The 19,691-nt window shown below is 70.0% G+C and carries 21 protein-coding genes; 3 read left to right on the top strand and 18 right to left on the bottom strand.

Going from position 1 to position 19,691, the window contains the following annotated elements; all coding sequences use genetic code 11:
* Positions 1-53 precede the first annotated feature (53 nt).
* From ABZ857_RS18325 to ABZ857_RS18315, 3 genes are all read left to right on the top strand, one after another.
* Complete coding sequence (locus ABZ857_RS18325; protein WP_357044485.1) at positions 54-671, top strand: response regulator transcription factor; 618 nt, start codon at positions 54-56, stop codon at positions 669-671.
* Positions 672-884: 213 nt separating this feature from the next.
* Entirely contained in the window at positions 885-1,493 is a 609-nt protein-coding gene (locus ABZ857_RS18320) for a TetR/AcrR family transcriptional regulator (protein WP_357044330.1), read from the top strand.
* 29 nt (positions 1,494-1,522) lie between these two features.
* On the top strand, positions 1,523-2,140 hold the full coding sequence (locus ABZ857_RS18315) for a cob(I)yrinic acid a,c-diamide adenosyltransferase (RefSeq protein WP_357044328.1): 618 nt from the start codon (positions 1,523-1,525) through the stop codon (positions 2,138-2,140).
* Between the two features lie 156 nt (positions 2,141-2,296).
* Here the strand turns inward: ABZ857_RS18315 and ABZ857_RS18310 are convergent, their stop codons facing one another.
* The 18 genes from ABZ857_RS18310 to prfA all read right to left on the bottom strand — a co-directional run bounded on the left by ABZ857_RS18310 (position 2,297) and on the right by prfA (position 19,672).
* A complete protein-coding gene (locus ABZ857_RS18310) occupies positions 2,297-2,695 on the bottom strand; it encodes a DUF2550 domain-containing protein (RefSeq protein ID WP_357044326.1) in 399 nt (132 codons plus the stop codon).
* A 21-nt stretch (positions 2,696-2,716) separates the two neighbouring features.
* Entirely contained in the window at positions 2,717-3,118 is a 402-nt protein-coding gene (locus ABZ857_RS18305) for a F0F1 ATP synthase subunit epsilon (protein WP_357044324.1), read from the bottom strand.
* Positions 3,119-3,189: 71 nt separating this feature from the next.
* The gene (atpD, locus tag ABZ857_RS18300; protein ID WP_357044322.1) at positions 3,190-4,617 is read right to left on the bottom strand and encodes a F0F1 ATP synthase subunit beta; all 1,428 of its coding nucleotides are present in this window, start codon (positions 4,615-4,617) and stop codon (positions 3,190-3,192) included.
* A gap of 1 nt (position 4,618) precedes the next feature.
* Positions 4,619-5,518: a F0F1 ATP synthase subunit gamma gene (locus ABZ857_RS18295; RefSeq protein WP_357044320.1), complete on the bottom strand. Its 900-nt coding sequence runs from the start codon at positions 5,516-5,518 to the stop codon at positions 4,619-4,621.
* A gap of 3 nt (positions 5,519-5,521) precedes the next feature.
* Positions 5,522-7,171, bottom strand: coding sequence for a F0F1 ATP synthase subunit alpha (gene atpA, locus ABZ857_RS18290; RefSeq protein ID WP_357044318.1), 1,650 nt, complete (start codon positions 7,169-7,171; stop codon positions 5,522-5,524).
* A 24-nt stretch (positions 7,172-7,195) separates the two neighbouring features.
* Entirely contained in the window at positions 7,196-8,005 is an 810-nt protein-coding gene (locus ABZ857_RS18285) for a F0F1 ATP synthase subunit delta (protein WP_357044316.1), read from the bottom strand.
* Entirely contained in the window at positions 8,005-8,550 is a 546-nt protein-coding gene (locus tag ABZ857_RS18280; RefSeq protein ID WP_357044314.1) for a F0F1 ATP synthase subunit B, read from the bottom strand. Before ABZ857_RS18280 ends, ABZ857_RS18285 begins: the two co-directional genes overlap by 1 nt.
* 29 nt (positions 8,551-8,579) lie before the next feature.
* Complete coding sequence (gene atpE / locus ABZ857_RS18275) at positions 8,580-8,819, bottom strand: ATP synthase F0 subunit C (protein ID WP_142560345.1); 240 nt, start codon at positions 8,817-8,819, stop codon at positions 8,580-8,582.
* Between the two features lie 82 nt (positions 8,820-8,901).
* Positions 8,902-9,693, bottom strand: a complete 792-nt coding sequence (atpB, locus tag ABZ857_RS18270) for a F0F1 ATP synthase subunit A (RefSeq protein ID WP_357044312.1) — start codon at positions 9,691-9,693, stop codon at positions 8,902-8,904.
* A gap of 132 nt (positions 9,694-9,825) precedes the next feature.
* Positions 9,826-10,041: a hypothetical protein gene (locus ABZ857_RS18265; protein ID WP_079320510.1), complete on the bottom strand. Its 216-nt coding sequence runs from the start codon at positions 10,039-10,041 to the stop codon at positions 9,826-9,828.
* 63 nt (positions 10,042-10,104) lie between these two features.
* Positions 10,105-10,527 carry a hypothetical protein gene (locus ABZ857_RS18260; RefSeq protein WP_142560346.1) on the bottom strand — a complete coding sequence of 141 codons (423 nt, stop codon included), beginning with the start codon at positions 10,525-10,527 and terminating at the stop codon, positions 10,105-10,107.
* Between the two features lie 146 nt (positions 10,528-10,673).
* Positions 10,674-12,086 carry an MraY family glycosyltransferase gene (locus tag ABZ857_RS18255; RefSeq protein WP_357044310.1) on the bottom strand — a complete coding sequence of 471 codons (1,413 nt, stop codon included), beginning with the start codon at positions 12,084-12,086 and terminating at the stop codon, positions 10,674-10,676.
* 63 nt (positions 12,087-12,149) lie between these two features.
* Entirely contained in the window at positions 12,150-13,412 is a 1,263-nt protein-coding gene (glyA, locus tag ABZ857_RS18250; RefSeq protein WP_357044308.1) for a serine hydroxymethyltransferase, read from the bottom strand.
* A gap of 135 nt (positions 13,413-13,547) precedes the next feature.
* On the bottom strand, positions 13,548-13,937 hold the full coding sequence (locus tag ABZ857_RS18245) for a hypothetical protein (protein ID WP_357044306.1): 390 nt from the start codon (positions 13,935-13,937) through the stop codon (positions 13,548-13,550).
* Positions 13,938-14,047: 110 nt separating this feature from the next.
* On the bottom strand, positions 14,048-16,786 hold the full coding sequence (locus ABZ857_RS18240; RefSeq protein WP_357044304.1) for a hypothetical protein: 2,739 nt from the start codon (positions 16,784-16,786) through the stop codon (positions 14,048-14,050).
* Positions 16,787-16,930: 144 nt separating this feature from the next.
* Positions 16,931-17,578, bottom strand: a complete 648-nt coding sequence (locus ABZ857_RS18235; protein ID WP_357044302.1) for an L-threonylcarbamoyladenylate synthase — start codon at positions 17,576-17,578, stop codon at positions 16,931-16,933.
* A gap of 48 nt (positions 17,579-17,626) precedes the next feature.
* Positions 17,627-18,481, bottom strand: coding sequence for a peptide chain release factor N(5)-glutamine methyltransferase (gene prmC / locus ABZ857_RS18230; RefSeq protein WP_357044300.1), 855 nt, complete (start codon positions 18,479-18,481; stop codon positions 17,627-17,629).
* Positions 18,482-18,625: 144 nt separating this feature from the next.
* A complete protein-coding gene (gene prfA, locus ABZ857_RS18225; RefSeq protein WP_357044298.1) occupies positions 18,626-19,672 on the bottom strand; it encodes a peptide chain release factor 1 in 1,047 nt (348 codons plus the stop codon).
* Positions 19,673-19,691 lie beyond the last annotated feature (19 nt).

The following is a 19,691-nucleotide window of genomic DNA, read 5'->3' as shown; positions in this document are numbered from 1 at the left end:
CTCCCATGCCCGCCACGCCCGCCACGCCCATCTCGTCCGTGCCCACCGGCCCGGTGGTCCGCGTGCTGATCGTCGACGACCACCCCGTCGTACGCGAGGGACTGCGCGGGATGCTGGAGTCCGATCCGGCGATCACCGTGGCAGGCGAGGCGGGATCCGGAGAGGAGGCCGTGGCCCGTGCCGCGGCGCTCGCGCCCGACGTCGTCCTGATGGACCTGCGGATGCCCGACGGGGACGGCGTGAGCGCGACGACGCGTATCCTCGCGGCCCGGCCCGAGACCCGGGTGATCGTGCTCACGACCTACGAGACCGACCAGGACATCGTCCGGGCCGTCGAGGCCGGCGCCACCGGCTACCTGCTGAAGGACACCTCCCGGGCCGACCTGCTCGCCGCGATCGCCGCCGCGACGCGCGGGGAGACCGTGCTGTCGCCCTCGGTGGCGACCAAGCTCGTCACCCGCCTGCGCGCCCCCGCCGCGAGCGCGCTGTCCCGGCGTGAGACGGAGGTGCTGGCCCTGGTCGCGCGGGGACTGACCAACGCCGAGATCGGCAGGGCGTTGTTCATCAGCGAGACCACAGTGAAGACGCATATGCTGCGGATCTTCACGAAACTCGGCGTCTCCGACCGCACCGCCGCGGTGACGACCGCCCTGGCGCGCGGGCTGCTGTAATTGCCGATGCAATTGCAGCGCGGTGTGTGTATCTCAATTGGTAAGCGTGCTGACCTCTTGACCGCGTTGTCAAGCTAATGACCGTCTTTGGCATAGCCCGGAAGTGCTTATTTCTCAGCACTTCCGCAAAAAGGATCTTGGGTTCATAATGGGGAGTTCTGGGGGGACCATGACAGGGTGAGGTGAAAAGTGGCGGGACGGGACTATCGGGGGATGTCGGCTGCCGAAAGGCTTGCAGACAGGAGGGAAAGGCTCATATCGGCCGCATACACCTTGTTCGCCCAACCCGGCTTCCACGCCACCACCATCGAGAGGCTGTGCGCGACCGCGCGCATCTCCAATCGCGCCTTCTACGAATGCTTCTCCAGCCGTGAGGACCTGATGCGCGCGGTTTACGAGCGGTGCATCGAGGAGACCCTGTCGTCGGTCACCGAGGCCATCGACAAGGCCCCGCCCAGGCTCGACGACCGGATCGTCGCCGGCATCGCCGAGTACATCCGCTTCGTCACCAAGGACGTGCGGCGCGCCCGCCTCATGCACCTGGAGGTACGGCGGGCCGGCAACGTGCTCAGCGGCGCCCGTCAGCAGGCGGTGGCGTCGTTCACCAAGGTCATCGAGTCCTCGGCGCGGGGCGCGGCCCGTACGCCTCCCCTCGACCTCCACCTGCTGGCGCTCGGGCTCATCGGCGCGATCACCGAGTTACTCATCGAATGGGTGATGACCGAGCCGTCCCCGTCCGCGGAGCAACTGATCGAGACCGCCGTGTACATCTTCCGCCGCACCTTCGCCTCCGACGGCCCCCTGACGGCCCCCGCCCAGTGAATTGGGGCACGGCGACTACGCTGAACGGCATGACCCGAGCCGACAACGACAAGCCGGTCGTCCTGTCCAAGATCTACACGAAGACGGGCGACGACGGCACGACCGCCCTGGGCGACATGAGCCGCACCCGCAAGACCGACCCCCGCCTGGCCGCCTACGCGGACGTGGAGGAGGCCAACGCCGCCATCGGGGTCGCCCTCGCCACCGGCGGCCTGTCCGAGGACGTCACGGCCGTCCTGGGCCGGGTGCAGAACGAGTTGTTCGACGTCGGCGCCGACCTGTGCACCCCTGTCGTCGGAAGCCCCGGTCGTGACGGAGCCGCGCAGAGGGAGTACATCCCGCCGCTGCGCGTCGAGGAGCCGTACGTCGCCTGGCTGGAGGAGCAGTGCGACCGGTTCAACGCGGAGCTGAAGCCGCTGCGCAGCTTCATCCTGCCCGGCGGCGCACCCGCCACGGCCTTCCTCCACCTCGCCCGCACGATCGTACGGCGGGCCGAGCGGTCGGCCTGGGCGGCGCTGGAGGCGCACGACGACGTGAACCCCCTGACGGCCAAGTATCTGAACCGCCTGTCCGACCTGATGTTCATCCTCTGCCGCGTGGCCTCCGCCGGCGACGAGATCCTCTGGAAGCCCGGCGCCACCCGCTGACCCACCACAGGGACGCGAGGGCGCGGCCGTGCTCTGGACTGAGGAGCGCGCGGGAGCGAAGCGACCAAGCGCGACGAGGTCTGGGCTCACGGCGCGTCTCCGGCACGGCCAACGGCCTCAAGGCGCCCGAGCCGCCTCGCCAGAGGCGAGGCAATTCTACGCAGCGTCGAGATGGGCGCTGGGCGGGGCGGACTCCAGCCAGGCGAGGAAGCCGGTGAGAGCGTCCTCGCTCATCGCCAGGGACAGCGGGCCGCGCTCGGCCGAGCAGACGACGGTCCAGTAGCCGGCGGGCCCCTCACCCGTGTCGAGCATCCTCCGGCTGGAAACGGTGAGGCCGCGCCTCGCGAGTGCGTGGCGCGGCCTCAAACCGAGTCCCAGGAACGGAATCCAGTGGAGCTCTCCCCCTACGTAGCGGGCGACCCCGCTCTTCCAGCCTCCCTGGCCGTCCCGTACCCGGCAGACGATCGTGCCCCGGGCCCGTGCCAGCACGAAGCCCCGGATGAAGAGGAGCGCGGCCACGGCGAAGACGCCCGCGAGTATCCCAAGCGCCGCCACTGCCGCCCTCCCCCTGTCGTGTCAGACCTCTTCGCCGGCCGCCCGCAGCCGGGCAGCCGCACGCTTGGCCTGCAGCCGTGCGTCCACGTCCTCCTGGTCGGCCTCGATCGAGGCCTGAGCACGCTGCAGCGCGTCCTTGGCCCGCGCGACGTCGACCTCGGAGCCGAGCTCGGCCGCCTCCGCCAGGATCGACACGTCGTTGTCGGCGACGGAGATGAATCCGCCGTGCACCGCGGCCACGAGGTCGCCTTCGTCGCCGCGCTTGACGCGCAGCACCCCGCCCTCGACGAGGACACCGAGAACGGGAGCGTGGTTCGGCATAATACCGATCTCGCCGTCCACGGTCTTGGCAATGACCATGTCGGCCTCGCCCGTCCAGATCTCACGTTCCGGCGACACGACGCCCACGCGAAGCTTTGCCACTTCTCAGCTCCCTTTCGACGGACGCCCGTGCGGCCCGGCCGAAGCCGTGCCGCACAGGCGTCGAAGGCGTCCTAGCGCTCGAGTTCCTTCGCCTTGGCGATGGCCTGCTCGATGCCGCCGACCATGAAGAAGGCCTGCTCGGGCAGGTGGTCGTACTCGCCGGCGCACAGGCCCTTGAACGAGGCGATGGTCTCGTCCAGCGGCACGAACTCACCGGGCTGGCCGGTGAACGCCTCGGCGGCGTACATCGGGTGGGACAGGAACCGCTCGATGCGGCGCGCCCGCTGAACGGTGACCTTGTCCTCTTCGGAGAGCTCGTCGATGCCCAGGATGGCGATGATGTCCTGCAGTTCCTTGTACTTCTGCAGGATCCGCTTGGTCTCCTGGGCGACCGCGTAGTGCTCCTCACCGATGATCTGCGGGTCGAGGATCCGCGAGGAGGAGTCGAGCGGGTCCACCGCGGGGTAGATGCCCTTCTCCGAGATCGGCCGGGACAGAACGGTCTGCGCGTCGAGGTGCGCGAACGCGTTGTGCGGCGCCGGGTCGGTGATGTCGTCCGCGGGCACGTAGATCGCCTGCATGGAGGTGATCGAGTGGCCGCGGGTGGAGGTGATGCGCTCCTGGAGCACGCCCATCTCGTCGGCGAGGGTCGGCTGGTAACCCACGGCGGACGGCATGCGGCCGAGCAGCGTGGACACCTCGGAACCCGCCTGGGTGAAGCGGAAGATGTTGTCGATGAACAGCAGCACGTCCTGCTTCTGCACGTCGCGGAAGTACTCCGCCATGGTCAGAGCGGACAGCGCCACCCGCAGACGGGTGCCCGGGGGCTCGTCCATCTGGCCGAAGACGAGCGCGGTGTCCTTGAGGACGTCCGCCTCCTCCATCTCCAGCCACAGGTCGTTGCCCTCACGGGTGCGCTCGCCGACGCCCGCGAACACCGAGGTGCCCGAGAACTTCAGCGCGACGCGGCGGATCATCTCCTGGATCAGAACGGTCTTGCCGACGCCCGCGCCGCCGAACAGACCGATCTTTCCACCCTTCACGTACGGCGTGAGCAGGTCGATGACCTTGATGCCGGTGGGCAGCATCTCCGTACGGGCCTCGAGCTGGTCGAACGCCGGAGCCGGACGGTGGATCGGCCAGCGCTCGCTGACCTGGATGGAGGCCTTGTCGGCGTCGAGCGGCTCGCCCAGGGCGTTCCACACGTGGCCCTTGACCGAGTCGCCGACCGGCACCGAGATCGCCGCGCCGGTGTCGGTCACGGCCGCACCGCGGACCAGGCCGTCGGTGGGCTGCATCGAGATGGCCCGGACGATGTTGTCGCCGAGGTGCTGGGCGACCTCCAGCGTCAGGGTCTTGGTCTCGCCGCCGAGCGTGACGTCGACGGTGAGCGCGTTGTAGATGTCCGGCATGGCCTCGACGGGGAACTCCACGTCGACGACCGGACCGGTGACGCGGGCGACACGGCCCACGGTGGTCTCAACAGTCTGTGCGGTCATTTCACTCTTTCCCCGCTGCGGCGTCAGCCAGCGCGTTCGCGCCACCGACGATCTCGCTGATTTCCTGGGTGATCTCGGCCTGACGCGCCTGGTTCATCTGCTGCGTGAACACGCGGATGAGCTCGTTGGCGTTGTCGGTGGCCGACTTCATCGCGCGGCGCCGGGCGGCGTGCTCGGAGGCGGCCGACTGGAGCAGCGCGTTGTAGATGCGCGACTCGATGTAGCGCGGCAGCAGCGAGTCGAGCACGTCACCGGCCGTCGGCTCGAACTCGTAGTAGGGCGGGATGCCCTCCGGGGGCGTCTCCGTCTCCTCGACCTCGAGCGGCAGGATCCGCTTGACGATCACGTTCTGCGTCAGCATCGAGACGAACCCGGTGTAGACGACGTGGATCTCGTCGATCCCGTCCTCCGCCTTGAACGCCGTGATGAGCGCGTCGCCGATCTCCTTGGCGTTGGCGTACGTCGGGTTGTCGGAGAAGCCGTCCCACTCGCCGAACATCTCCCGGCTGCGGAAGCGGTGCCAGGTGAGGCCCTTGCGGCCCACGACGTACGGCTTCACGGTCAGGCCGCGCCCGGTCAGGTGGCCCTTCAGCGCCTCGGCCTCACGGAGGATGTTGGCGTTGTAGCCGCCGGCGAAGCCGCGGTCGCTGGTGACGATCAGGACGCCGGCCGTGGCCGGCTGCTCCTTGGCCACCGTGAGCGGGTGGTCGACGTTGGTCGTGTTCGACAGGACCGCCGACACCGCGTGGGTGATCTCCCGCTCGTACGGCACGGCCGCCTGCATCCGCTGCTGCGCCTTGACGATGCGCGACGAGGCGATCAGCTCCTGCGCACGGGTGATCTTCGCGGTGGACTTGACCGACTTGATCCGCCGCCGCAGCTGTCGAAGCTGGGCACCCATGGGTTACTTCGCCTCGGCCTTGCGAACGTGCTTGACGACCTTCTCCTGGCCGACCTCGCTGGCGTCCAGCGCCTCCACCGGCTCGTCGTTGACGAGCAGCTCACCGCTGGAGGTGGTGAAGCCCTTCTTGAACTCCGTGATGGCGTCCTTGAGGGTGGTCACCGTGTCGTCCGTCAGCTCCTTGGTCTCGCGGATGCTGTCGAAGACACCCTTCTGGGCGGTGCCGAGGTAGTCGAGGAACTCGGCCTCGAAGCGGCGGATGTCCTCGACCGGCACCTCGTCCAGCTCGCCGGTGGTGCCGGCCCACACCGAGACGACCTGCTTCTCGACCGGGAACGGGCTGTACTGCGGCTGCTTGAGCAGCTCGACCAGGCGGGCGCCGCGTTCCAGCTGGGCGCGGGAGGCCGCGTCCAGGTCGGAGGCGAAGGCCGCGAAGGCCTCCAGGTCGCGGTACTGCGACAGCGACAGACGGAGCGTGCCGGCCACCTTGCGCATGGCCTTGACCTGGGCGGAACCACCGACTCGGGAGACCGAGACACCGACGTTGATCGCCGGGCGGACGCCGGCGTTGAACAGGTCGGTCTCCAGGAAGCACTGGCCGTCGGTGATGGAGATGACGTTGGTCGGGATGAAGGCCGACACGTCGTTGCCCTTGGTCTCGATGATCGGAAGACCGGTCATCGAGCCGCCGCCCATGTCGTTGGAGAGCTTGGCGCAGCGCTCCAGCAGACGCGAGTGGAGGTAGAAGACGTCGCCGGGGAAGGCCTCACGGCCCGGCGGACGACGCAGCAGCAGCGACACGGCGCGGTAGGCGTCGGCCTGCTTGGTCAGGTCGTCGAAGACGATCAGCACGTGCTTGCCCTGGTACATCCAGTGCTGGCCGATGGCAGAACCGGTGTACGGGGCGATGTACTTGTAGCCCGCGGGGTCGGAGGCCGGAGCGGCGACGATGGTGGTGTACTCCAGCGCGCCCGCCTCCTCGAGGCGGCCCCGCACCTGGGCGATCGTGGAGCCCTTCTGGCCGACGGCGACGTAGATGCAGCGAACCTGGCGGCTCGGGTCGCCGGAGAGCCAGTTCTCCTTCTGGTTGAGGATGGTGTCGACCGCGATCGCGGTCTTGCCGGTGCCGCGGTCGCCGATGATCAGCTGACGCTGGCCGCGGCCGATCGGCGTCATGGCGTCGATCGCCTTGAGGCCGGTCTGCAGCGGCTCCTTCACCGGCTGGCGCTGGACCACCGAGGGGGCCTGCAGCTCGAGGGCGCGGCGGCCCTCGGCGGCGATCGGGCCCTTGCCGTCGAGCGGGTTGCCCAGGGGGTCGACCACGCGGCCGAGGAAGTCGTCGCCGACCGGCACCGACAGGACCTCGCCGGTACGGCGGACCTGCTGGCCCTCCTCGATGCCGCTGAAGTCACCCAGGACGACCGCACCGATCTCGCGGACGTCGAGGTTCAGCGCCAGGCCGCGGGTGCCGTTCTCGAACTCGAGCAGCTCGTTCGCCATCGCCGAGGGAAGGCCGGAGACATGGGCGATGCCGTCCCCGGCGTCGACGACGGTCCCGATCTCCTCGCGCGCGGCACCTTCCGGCTCGTACGCCTGGACGAAGCGCTCAAGGGCGTCCCGGATCTCGTCCGGCCGGATCGTAAGCTCCGCCATCTCTTTCTTGTCTCCCTATTCGCCTCAGCCGGCCAACCGGCGGCGGACTTCTTCGATACGTCCGGCGATCGTGGTGTCGATGTAGTCGTCTCCGACCCTCACGGAGAACCCACCGAGCACCTCCGGGTCCACCTCGACGTTCAGGTGGACGTCTCGCCCGTAGGTGGCTCGCAGCCAGGCCGCGAGCCGCTGCTTCTGCTGTTGTGAGAGCGGCACCGCGCTGCGGACCACGCCCACCAGTCGCTCGCGCGCCCGCGCGACGATCCAGCCGAACTCCTCCAGTGCCGACTCCAGGCTACGTCCCCGCGGGTGCACAACAGCCTGCGTGACGAGCCGTACGGTGGAGGATGCGGCCTTGCCGCTGAGCAGCGTGGCGAGCAGGTCGCGCTTGTGCTCGGCCTGGACCGCCGGGTCGCTGAGCGCGCGGCGCAGCTCCGGGTTGGCGGCGAGGATGCGGCCGAAGCGGAACAGCTCGTCCTCGACGTCGTCGAGGCGGCGCTCCGACTCGGCTTCGGCGGCCGCGGACATCACGCCGACGCGCTCCAGGGCGTCCGGCAGGTCGCCGGCCTTGGACCACTTGGCCCTGACGGCGGCGACCGCGATCTCCAGCGTGGCGTCGCCGACCTTGCCCTGCAGCAGGGAGCGCAGGACGCTCTCCTTCTGCTCGGCCGGGCGCGAGGGGTCGGAAAGACCCCGGCGCAGCCCGTGCTCACGGTCGAAAAGGTCGGCGACGGCGAACAGCTCCTCGGCGAGGGCGCCGAGGTCGGCGGCCGCGGCGGCGGTGTTGAACCGCTCCTCGACCTCCGTGAGGGCGGTCCTGCTGAGGCCGCGCATCAGCGGACCGCCTCCGGCCGGCCCTCGAGCTCTTCGAGGAACCGGTCCACGATGCGGCGCTGGCGGGCCTCGTCCTCGAGCGACTCGCCGACGATGCGGCTCGCCAGCTCCGTGGACAGGCGCCCGATCTCACCGCGCAGCTGGGTGAGCGCCTGCTGGCGGTCGGCCTCGATCTGGGCGTGAGCCGCCTCGACGATGCGCCGCGCCTCGGCCTGGGCCTCCTCGCGGAGCTCGGCCTTGATCGCGGCGCCCTGCTCGCGGGCCTCCTCGCGCAGGCGGGCCGCCTCCTGGCGGGCCTCCGCGAGCTGCGCCCGGTACTGCTCCAGAGTGCGCTGGGCTTCGGCCTGGGCGTCCTCGGCCTTCTTGATGCCGCCCTCGATAGCCTCGGTCCGCTCGGCCAGCGTCTTCTGGATACGCGGGGTGAGGATCTTTCCGACGACGAGGAAGACGACGAGGAAGGCGAAGCTGCCGACGACCAGCTCGTAAACGTGCGGCAGGAGCGGGTTGTTCGTCTCCGCCGCGAGGGTGTTAGCTGCCAGAGTCATAGGTGCAGCCTTCCGTCAGAGTGGGTACGTCAGCTCGTGGGGTAGATGAACGGGGCGACGAGGCCGATGAGGGCCAGCGCCTCGGTGAGGACGAAGCCGAGCAGCATGTTCTGCCGGATCAGGCCGTACGCCTCGGGCTGGCGGGCGATGGCCTGCACGCCCTGGCCGAAGATGATGCCCACGCCGATGCCGGGGCCGATGGCGGCGAGGCCATAGCCGATGGCACCAAGGTTGCCGATGACGCCGGTGGCCGCAGCGAGAACGCTCATTGGTGTTCTTCCTTTACTGGTCGGCCGGTGAGTGCCTCACTCACCGGTCTGGTCTACGTCAGGGGCGGGTCTCAGAGATCCGTCAGTGGTCGGGGTGCAGCGAGCCGCCGATGTACATGGCGGCCAGCAGGGTGAACAGGAAGGCCTGCAGGAACTGGATGAACATCTCGAAGCCGGTCATCGCGATCGTCATGACCGCGCCCACGACACCGAGGCCCGCGCCGAGAGGGGTGAGCTTCTCGAACAGGAACCAGAAGCCGACCATGCTGAAGAAGGCCAGGATCAGGTGGCCGGCGAACATGTTCGCGAAGAGTCGGACGGCGTGGGTGAAGGGCGCGATGATCAGGTTCGACAGGAACTCGATCGGCGCCAGCAGGACGTAGATCGCCTTGGGCAGTCCGGGCGGGAACATCATGTTCTTGAAGTAACCGCCGAGGCCCTGGTGCTTGACGCCCAGATAGATCTTGATCACGTAGATGGTGACCGCGAAGACGATGGGGAACGCGATGTGCGACGCGACCGGGATCTGGATCAGCGGGACGACACCGAAAAGGTTCCACAGCAGGATCAGGAAGAACAGGCTGAGCAGCAGCGGCATCCACCGCTCGGCGTCCTTGCCCAGGAACGGCCGGGCGACCTGGTCACGGACGAACTGGTAGCCCATCTCGCCGATGTTCTGCATGCCCCGGGGCACGAGCTTCGGGTTGGCGAAGGCGCTCCACGCGAGGGCGGACACCACGATGGCGCCGAAGATCGCCATGAGCACCGGCTTGGTCAGCCAGGACGGGGCACCCTCATACAACGGAGGGAAGTCGAAGATGGACGGTCCCGGCGCCGTGAAGTTGTCCTCGGCGACGAGCATGAGGGGGGTCACTTGGCCACCTCGCCTACCTGCTCGGGGCCGAATGCCCGAAGCATGTGCTTGTTCGTCCGTTCGCTACGCTCGCGCACGGGCGTTCCCTTCAACGATTGGATCAACAGAAGAGCGTGGGAAGCGGGCCGGCTGTCAGCGGCCGTACTTCAGATAGACGAGGTAGGCAGCCAGCCCGACCCCGAGAATGACGCCTATGGGGATGAACGCGTGCACGCCGGTCCACCAGCTCAGCAACCAGCCGAGGCCGCCCCATACCAGGATCCCGGACAGCAGATAGCTCGGGACCGACCAGGCGGCGTCGGCGAAGTCGCGGCCGTCGGTCTCGGGCCTGCGCTCCTGTTCGCTCATCGCGGGCACGACGATAGCAGGAGCCATGCGGACTAGTCATATCGGGCTGCCCCGTACGCACGGTCATCCGCGGCCCTGCCCGGGAACCTTCGCCTCAGGCTCCACATAAAGCATCTTCAATTTCATGAATCCGCGCATCTCACCGATGGTCCACGTGAGCGTGCACGCGATGACGCTGAGCGCGAACACCCGGGAGTCGAACGCGGTGGTGCCGGAGAAGGCGTTCATCATCGCCATGATCGCGAGGATCTTGACGACGTAACCCAGCACGGCGGCCGCCATCATCGCCATGGGTGAGACCCGGCCCGCCCAGGAGACGACGACCAGGCCGACGGTGAAGAAGGCGGCGACGAGGACGAGACCGATGCCGGCGCCCAACGCACCCTTGGCCCCGGTCGTGAACACCGCGACGAGCGCGGCGAGGAGACCGACGATCAAGGTCGGCACGGCGGCGCCCTTGAGAACGCGCACGTCGTTGGCCTGCAATGGGACTCCAGAATCGGTTGTCAAACGAGCGATTGCTACCTGCTGGGGCGTCGTTGGTCTCGCCCCTTGCTAGTGAAAGCTATCACAAGCCCCGGAGTGCCACCTTTACCTGGCGTTTCGGGTCGTCGTCGACCTGTGGGGACGGCTCAGCGGAAGGTCCCGGTGTCGGCCCGGGAAGTGGAGGGGGGGACGCCCGGGGCCCCCGGGGCGCCCTGACCGGGGTAGGGATGCCGGCCCTGCGCCGGGAGCCCGCCAGGGACCGCCTGGCCGGGGGCGGCGGGAGCGGCCTGGCCGGGGGGGACGGGAGGGGCGGGCGGGGGGACGACGGGGAAGACGAGCGTGTCGTGCTCCGTCGTCCCGCGCCTGGCGGGGCCGGGGCCGGACGAGCGGCTCCCGGCCGGACGTGCTCCGATCTTCTGGTCGTCCTTGTGGTCCTGCGGGGCGGTGCGCCGCGATCGCCACCGCGGCAGACCCATGATCACAAGCACCGCCACCGCGAGCACGATCGTCAGGGGGAACACGATGAGCGGCACGCGCCCGATCGACAGGCCCACGATCGCGAAGGCGAACAGGAACGTCCACGCGTACATGATCAGGACGCTGCGCCGGTGGGAGTGGCCGATGTCGAGCATCCGGTGGTGCAGGTGGCCGCGGTCGGGGGCAAACGGGGACATCCCGGCCGACGTCCGCCGGACGACCGCCATGATCAGGTCGGCCAGCGGCAGCACCACGACCGCGATCGGCAGCACCAGCGGCAGGATCACCGGGAACCGGTTGATCTTGCCGACGACCGCGTCCGGCTCGACGGACGACAGGCTCGTGATCAGCGAGGCGGCGAGCAGCAGGCCGAGCAGCATGGCGCCGGTGTCGCCCATGAAGATCTTGGCGGGGTTGAAGTTGTGCGGCAGGAAGCCCGCGCACATCCCGATGAGGATCGCCGCGATGGCGGCCGTCCCGTTGATCCGCGACCCGCTCGCGGTCTGCTGCAACACGATCGAGTAGGCGAAGGTCGCCATCGCCGCGATCCCGACGATCCCCGCGGCCAGGCCGTCCAGCCCGTCGACGAAGTTCACCGCGTTGATCACGACGACCACGATCATGATGGTGAGGATCGTGTACAGGGTCCTGTCGAGGGCCTGGGAGCCGCCCATCGACTGTGGCATCGGGAGGAACTGCAGGTACATGCCGAAGTAGACGAGCAGCCCGCCCGCCGCGATCTGGCCGCCGAGCTTGACCAGCGCGTCCATGCCGAGCCAGTCGTCCAGGAAACCGGTGACGACGATCAGGCCGCCGGCCGCGAGGAGGGCGGTGATCGTCTGACCCGTCTGGCCGCTGTCGAACGCGCTGCCGACGTACGGCAGGTTGCTGGCCACCAGCAGCGCCGCCGCCATGCCGCCGAACATCGCGAGCCCGCCCAGCCGTGGAGTGGGCACCGTGTGCACGTCCCGCTCCCGCACCTCGGGTGCCGCGCCGATGCGCAGCGCGAACACCCTGACCGGCGGCACCAGCAGGTACGTCACCGCAGCCGCCACGAGCGCCAAGAGGAGATATTCGCGCACGGACCTAGTTTCCTGGATAGGCGGATCGGTTGTGACGGGCAAAAGACATAGATCGCCCTATCCCTAACGGGGATATGCCGGATGCGTCGCGGTCAGCCCCTTTACCCGTTCGAGGACCGACGTTATCGCACCCGGCTGCCGGATGGCCCGGACGACGAGAGACGCGATCTCTCTCATTTCCGCCACGCCCATGCCCTGGGTGGTCACGCAGGGCGTGCCGACCCTGATCCCGGAGGTCACGGTCGCGGGCGCCGGATCGTACGGGATCGCGTTGTGGTTGAGCAGGATGCCGGCCTCGGCGCACCGCCGCTCCGCCTCCGCCCCGCTCACTCCGGTTCCCCGCAGGTCGACCAGCGCGAGGTGGGTGTCGGTGCCGCCCGACACCGCGCGCAGTCCCTCGTCCACCAGTCCCTCCGCCAGGGCCCTGGCGTTGTCCACCACCGACGCGGCGTACGCCCGGAACTCTGGCCGCAGCGCCTCGCCGAACGCCACCGCCTTGGCCGCGACGACGTGCATCAGCGGCCCGCCCTGGCTGAAGGGGAACACCGCCCGGTCGATCCCCGACGCCAACTCGCCGGTGCACAGCACGCCTCCCCCGCGCGGGCCGCGCAGCGACTTGTGGGTCGTGAAGGTCACGACGTCCGCGTACGGCACGGCCGACGGGATGGCCCGGCCGGCCATGAGGCCGATCTCGTGGGCGACGTCCGCCAGCAGCCAGGCTCCGGCCTCCTCGGCGATGGCCCGGAAGGCGGCGAAGTCGATCAGCCGGGGGTATGCCGTGGCCCCGCAGACGATCACCCGAGGCCGGTGGCGCAGCGCCAGGTCCCGCACCTCGTCGTAGTCGATCGTCTCGGTGTCCCGCCGGACTCCGTAGGAGACGACGTGGAACCACCTGCCGGAGAAGTTGACCTTGGATCCGTGGGTGATGTGGCCGCCGTGCTCCAGCGCGAGCGCCAGGACGGTGTCCCCCGGCTGCAGGAGGGCCGCGTACGCGGCCAGGATGGCCGTGGTGCCGCTGTAGGGCTGCACGTTGACATGATCTGCCCCGAACAACCGCTTGGCCCGCTCTACGGCGATCTGCTCGGCGCGGTCCGCCACCTCGCAACCGCGGTAGTACCTGTGGCCCGGATAGCCCTCGGCGTACTTGTCGTTGAGCACCGAGCCGAGCGCGGCGAGGACGGCGGGCGAGGAGAGATTCTCGCTGGCGATGAGCTGGAGCCCCCCGCGCAGCCTGGCGACCTCGTCGAGCAGCAGCTGGGCGACGTCCGGGTCCTGCGCGGCGAGCCGGGCGAAGTCAGGCCCGTAAAACGGCTCCGAACTGTCCATGGAACCGCCTCACAATCCGGTGGCGGTCTTCGCTCCAAGAGTAGACCGCCCCGAGACCGCGGCGCGGGCGTCGCCGCCGGCCGGGAGATCGCCAGGAGGTTCTCAGCATGTCCTCAGCACGTTCTCAGGACCTTCTCAGGAGGTGAAGGCGTGCGGCGCGCCGGCCTTGCCCGGAATCCAGCGCGGCGTGTCCGCCGCCTGGTCGCTGATCGCCGTCAGCACCGCCTGGCGGTACATCCCGAGCCGGTTGCGCCATTCGGCCAGATCCTTGACATAGCGCTCGGCGACCGGGGCGTCCCACACGTCCCTGCTCCGCGCCATCTCGTACGGTTTGTCCAGCGACTTGGTGAGCTGGTCCATCAGCGGGACCACCTGCAGCCACAGGTCCACGAGCTTCTGGTATTCCGGGTTGAACACCCATCCCGTCGGCTGCCCGCCGGGCGAGAGCAGGTCGGTGCTCGACGGTGCCGGCGGGGTCTCCCCCGGCTGCAGCGGAGTCGGCGCCGGCGGGTCCACGAAACTCACGATCGCGCCTCCTGTGGGGAGCCGGCCAGCATGCCGGCGTTGGTCATCGCATTCCGCCGGGTGCCGGTCCCGGACCGATACCGTCCGTGCGGGAACGTCGCTCGCACGCGTCACTTCTCCGGATTCCGGATGATGACTTCGACGGCTTCGACGCTGCCCGCGGGCCCGTCGGGCTGGATCTTCCTGGCTACCCAGTCGTCCTTGCCCCACTCCCCTTCAGGGACGCCGATATCCGGCATGTCCACGGGCTCGATGTCCCGATGGTGGTCCACCAGCATGCGCGGCACGGCCTCGTCGTCCGAGTGGCGGGCGGGGTAGGTGAGCGCGTCTCCGGGCTGCCCGGCGGCGAGCGATCGGGGGTCGGGAGCCGGAGCCTGGCCGGTGTCCCGCGTCCCCGCCGTGCCGTCGGTCTCCGCACCGTATGCGCCCACGCCATCCGCGCCCTGACCGTGCGTTCCCACGCCGTGCGTGCCGTGGCCGTGCGTCCCCGCGCCGTGCGTGCCGTGGCCGTACGTCCCCGCGCCGTGCGTGCCGTGGCCATGCGTTCCCACGCCGTGCGTGGCCGGGCCGTACGTCCCCGTGCCGTCCCTGGCCGGCCCGGTCGCGCCAGTAGCGGCATCGTTGTCACACGCCCGCCCGCTCGTACCCGCCGTGCCGTCGGCCCTGTCGCTCACACCGGGCGCCCCGGCGTGACCCGTCGCGCCATCGCCACCGGCACCCGTCGCGCCCGCTGCCCCCGCCGCCCCGGCCGTGTGGGTGTCTCCGGCTCCCGTCGTCCCCACCGTGTGGGCCTCTCCGGCCGCCGTCGTCCCCACCGCATGCAGGTTGCCGGTGACCGTACCGGTCGTACCCGCCGCATGCCCGGTGCCAGGAGTATCCATCGCCTGCAAGCTGCCGGTCACCGTGCCCGTCGCGCCTGATGGCGCGGGCGCCGCATCGGCCGTACCCGTGGCACCGGCCGTCCCAGCCGGGTGAGCCGTGCCGTTCGCCGCGTTCGTCCCCGCAGGTGCGGCGGGCGCCACGTCGGCCGTGCCCGCCGGGTGAACTGTCCCTGCCGCCGTGGCGGCGGTGCCGGCAGGTTGCGCCGTGCCGGTGGCCGTTCCAGCGGTGGCTGCCGCCTGCCCGTTACCGGCGGCGTCCGCCGGGTGCGCGGCCCCGGTCGCCGTGCCGCTCGCGGCCGTGTCGCCCGTGTCGCCCGTGTCGCCCGTGTACGCGTGACCGCCGGCGCTCGCCGTCACCGCGCCGTGGCCGGCGGGGGTCCCCTGCACGGCGTTCGAGTTGCCCGCGGCCAGCGGATCACCAGAGAGGTTGTCGGCGGGAGTGCCGACATAGGCGCCCATGGGATCGCCGGGCGCCAGGCCGGGTTGAGGAGGCCGGTTCGCGGCCGGGTTGGTGGGCTCGGCGGGCGGCACCAACCCGGGCGGCCCGTCCGGGTGTGCGCCGGTGCCGCTTGCCGCCTGCACGTTCCCGCCGGGCGTCTGGACGTCGCCGGGCTGGTTCATCGGCGTGCTGACGACCTTGACGCCGTCGACGACGGTCACCTGTCGGCCGGCGGGGTCGATGTCGTCCGGATGATCCTTGCCGGGGGTGTCGTAGATCGCCGAGTCGTTTCCGGCAGTGGAGGGCCGCTCCCCCGCCGCTTTCGAATCGACCGGCGTCCCCTGCCCCGGGGTCTGGTCCTGCCCCGTCGCGACGGGCTGCTGCCTGCCGTCGGGCTGGCTCTGACTCGCCCCCTGGCGGTCGGCGACAGGCTGGGCGTGGCTCGTGCCCTGGTCCTGGCCCACAACCTGATCGCCACCGACCGGCTGACCCGGACCGGCAGGCTGGCTCTGACTCGCCCCCTGGCGGTCGGCGACGGGCTGGGCGTGGCTCGTGCCCTGGTCCTGGCCCACAACCTGATCGCCACCGACCGGCTGACCCGGACCGGCGGACTGGTGAGCCTGTCCGGAGCCGCCGCCGGTCGCGCCCGCGTCGCCGGTGCCCACCGCGCCGTTGGCGCTTCCCGCCTGGGCCGCACCGGAGCCGGTCCCCGCGCCGGTGCCGCCGCCCGGACCTGTGGCCGGAGGCGTGCCCGTACCCGCGCCCGTACTGGCGTCTGTGGTCGTACCGGTGGCGTCGGCGGGGTGGGCCGGACCGTGCGTCGAGGAGGGCATCTGGGCGAGGGAACCCTCGACGGTGCCGTAGGAGGGCTTGTCCGCCAGCTTCCCTTCCGCCACGCCGCCACCCCCGCCGTCGCCGTTCGCGCGGGTCGCGCCGTCGGCGGCACTGTGCGCCCGGTGGGAGGTCTCACCCTTCGCGGCAGTGCCGGAATCGCCCGAACCATGGGCGGACGACGACCGGGAGCCTTCATGCTTGTCGTGGGCCGCCTTACCGTCGGCCTTGCCCTCGCCCTTGCCGTCGGGCTTCGCGTCCGGCTTGCCGTCGGCCTTGTGCTCGGCCTTGCCGTCAGCCTTGTGCTCGGCCTTGCCATCAGCCTTGTGATCGGGGTGATCGGGCTTGGCGTCTCCCTTGTCGCCCTGCGCGCCGGACTTCGGCGCCGGATCGTCGGCCGGCGCGGTGGTGTCCCTCTCCTGCGTGAAGGAGGCGCCGTGGGCCGTGGGGGCCTTGCCGGCGCTCTGCTGTTTCTCCTTCTTCTCCAGCAGGACCACACGGTCGGTGACGTCCTTGGCCATCGTCGAGCACGCGTCGGCGACCTGCGACGGCCGGTGGGTCACGTGCACGGAGACGCCCGCCGTACGCGTCAACTGGGTGACCCGGGCCTCGATGCCGTCCATCTGCCTCGCGGCGTGCTGAACCTGCGACAGCAACTCACGGACGAGCTTCGGATCCATCCCGTCGAGCTTGGCCATGGGCGCGCCTCCACAGAGATATCGGCGCACTTCACGGTAGCCGGGGTGGCATCAGTAAAGAAGCCCGATAGCCAGACGGCATCGATCGCCCTGATCAGAGCCCCAACGGCGTCTCACGATACGAGACGCACCTCCGGAGCGCGGTCACTCCTCGGTCGCGAGGTACCCGACGAGGTTGCGGATCTTGTCCACGGGGATGGCGCCCTTGCGCAGCACCCGGGGCACGGCGGTGGTCAGGTCGAGGATCGTGGACGGCACGTTGTCGTCGCAGGGGCCGCCGTCGAGGTAGACGGCCACCGAGTCGCCGAGCTGCTCCTCGGCCTCGTCCGCCGTGACGGCCGGCGGGTTGCCGGACCGGTTGGCGCTGGAGACCGCCATCGGGCCGGTCTCCTTGAGGAGATCCAGCGCGACCGGGTGCAGCGGCATGCGGACGGCGACCGTTCCCTTGCTGTCGCCGAGGTCCCACGACAGCGACCGGTTGGCCCTGAGGATGAGTGTGAGCGGCCCGGGCCAGAAGGCGTCCACCAGGTCCTGCCCGTACGTCCCGAGGCTCTCCACGAGGGCGTTGGCGGCCCGCACGGTGCCCACGAGGACGGGCACGGGCGTTTCCCTGCCCCGGCCCTTCGCCTCCAGCAGCGCGTTGACCGCGGAAGGGGTGAAGGCGTCGGCGCCGATCCCGTAGACGGTGTCGGTGGGAAGCACCACGAGATCGCCCCGGCGTACGGCCGAGGCGGCGTCGGTCAGCCCGGCCGTCCGCTCGGTCTGGTCAGCACAGTCATACCGTCGGCTCACGAAGCCATCCTTCCACGTGTCCCGCCCGGCTCCGCCGCCGCGTTCGAGTCAGTCCTGGGTCAGCCGGGCCGTGACGAACCTGTCCCGGCCGGTCAGGTCCTGGCGCAACCGCACGTCGCGCCAGCCGTTCTCCTCGGCGAACAGCCAATAGACGGCGTTGCCCTGCTGGTCGGCGTGCTCGACCACGGCGAACCCGCCCGGCCGCAGCAGCCGCCGCGCCGTGCGCTCGACGGCTCTCACCTCGTCCAGCCCGTCCTCCCCCGACCCGTACAGGGCCCGCGAGGGATCGTAGTCGCGCACCTCGGGGTCGCGCGGGACCGCTCCAGGCGGAATGTACGGCGGATTGGAGATGACCAGATCCACCTGGCCGTTCAGTTCCGGCAGGCAGTCGGCCAGATCCTCCGGATGCAGGGTGGTGCGGCCCTGGCCGTGTTCGAGGATGTTGCGCTTGGCCCAGCCGTACGCCACGGGGTCGATCTCGACGGCGTGCACCTGCGCCAGCGCGACCTCCTGCGCGATCGACAGCGCGATGGCCGCGGAACCGGTGCCGAGGTCGACCACGACGGGAGAGGCGACGTCCATCTCGCGCAACCGGTCGATCGCCCAGCCGGCCACGACCTCGGTCTCCGGCCTGGGCACGAACACGCCCGGGCCCACCTCGAGGGAGAGGTAGCGGAAGTAGGCCCGGCCGGTGATGTGCTGCAGCGGCTCGCGTGCCTCGCGCCGGGCGACGCCCTCCCAGAACCGCGCGTCGAAGTCGGCGTCCTTGATCGTGTGCAGCTTGCCGCGCGGGACGCCGTGCACGAAGGCCGCGATCTCCTCGGCGTCCGTTCGGGGTGACGGCACTCCCGCCTCGGCGAGCCGGGCGGTGGCGAGGGCGATTTCGTCGAGCAGGAAGGTCATGATCTCTTACAGCACGGTCGTCGCGGCGTGGCCCGGGGAGCGCCGGTCATGGGCAGAAGGGCCCCCGGAACGGCCCACGGTCATCTGGGGACCCACCTCCATCACCGCTTCTCCCATCGTCCCCTCATCAGGCTCGCCGCCGGCTCATGAATGAGCGGCCAGCTTCTCCGCGAGTTCGGCGTCGAGCAAAGCCTGTATCACCGCGTCGAGATCGCCGTCCAGGACTTGGTCCAGGTTGTAGGCCTTGAAGCCCACACGGTGATCCGAGATGCGGTTTTCCGGGAAGTTGTAGGTGCGGATCCGCTCGGAGCGGTCGACCGTGCGCACCTGCGACTTGCGCTCGGCCATCGCGGCCGCCTCGGCCTCCTCCTGCGCCATCACGAGCAGCCGGGCGCGCAGGATGCGCAGCGCCGACTCCTTGTTCTGGAGCTGGCTCTTCTCGTTCTGGCAGGAGACGACGACGCCGGTGGGCAGGTGGGTGATCCGCACGGCGGAGTCGGTCGTGTTGACGCTCTGGCCGCCGGGGCCGCTGGAGCGGAACACGTCGATGCGCAGGTCGTTGGGGTCGATCTGGACGTCGACCTCCTCGGCCTCGGGATAGACGAGCACTCCGGCGGCCGAGGTGTGGATGCGGCCCTGCGACTCGGTCACCGGCACCCGCTGGACGCGGTGCACGCCGCCCTCGAACTTGAGCCGCGACCAGACGCCCTCCCTGCCCTTGATGGCGACGGTGACGTCCTTGTAGCCGCCGAGGTCGGAATGCTGCGCGTCGATGATCTCGGTCTTGTAACCGACCCGCTCGGCGTACCTGAGGTACATCCGCAGGAGGTCTCCGGCGAACAGGGCGGACTCCTGGCCGCCCTCGCCCGCCTTGATCTCCATGATGACGTCCTTGTCGTCGTTGGGGTCGCGCGGGACCAGGAGACGGGTGAGCTTCTCCTCCAGCACCGGGATGCGGCCCTCCAGCTCGGCCGCCTCCTCCGCGAACGCCGGGTCCTCCGACGCGAGCTCGCGCGCGGCCGCGAGGTCCTGCCGCACGCCTTCGAGCTCCCGGTACGTCGCGACGATCGGCGTGAGCTCCGCGTAACGCTTGCCGTACGTCCGCGCCTTGCCCTGGTCGGCGTGTACGGCGGGGTCGGCGAGTCGCAGTTCCAGATCCGCGTACTCACTCATGATCTCGTCGAGGTTCACCGCACGCTCCTTTGCTCAA

It is taken from the genome of Microbispora sp. NPDC046933 (genome assembly GCF_040644635.1).
Classification (GTDB): Bacteria; Actinomycetota; Actinomycetes; order Streptosporangiales; family Streptosporangiaceae; genus Microbispora.
The sequence above is the reverse complement of the archived record's forward strand: the minus strand, read 5'-3'. Positions and strand labels throughout refer to the sequence as shown.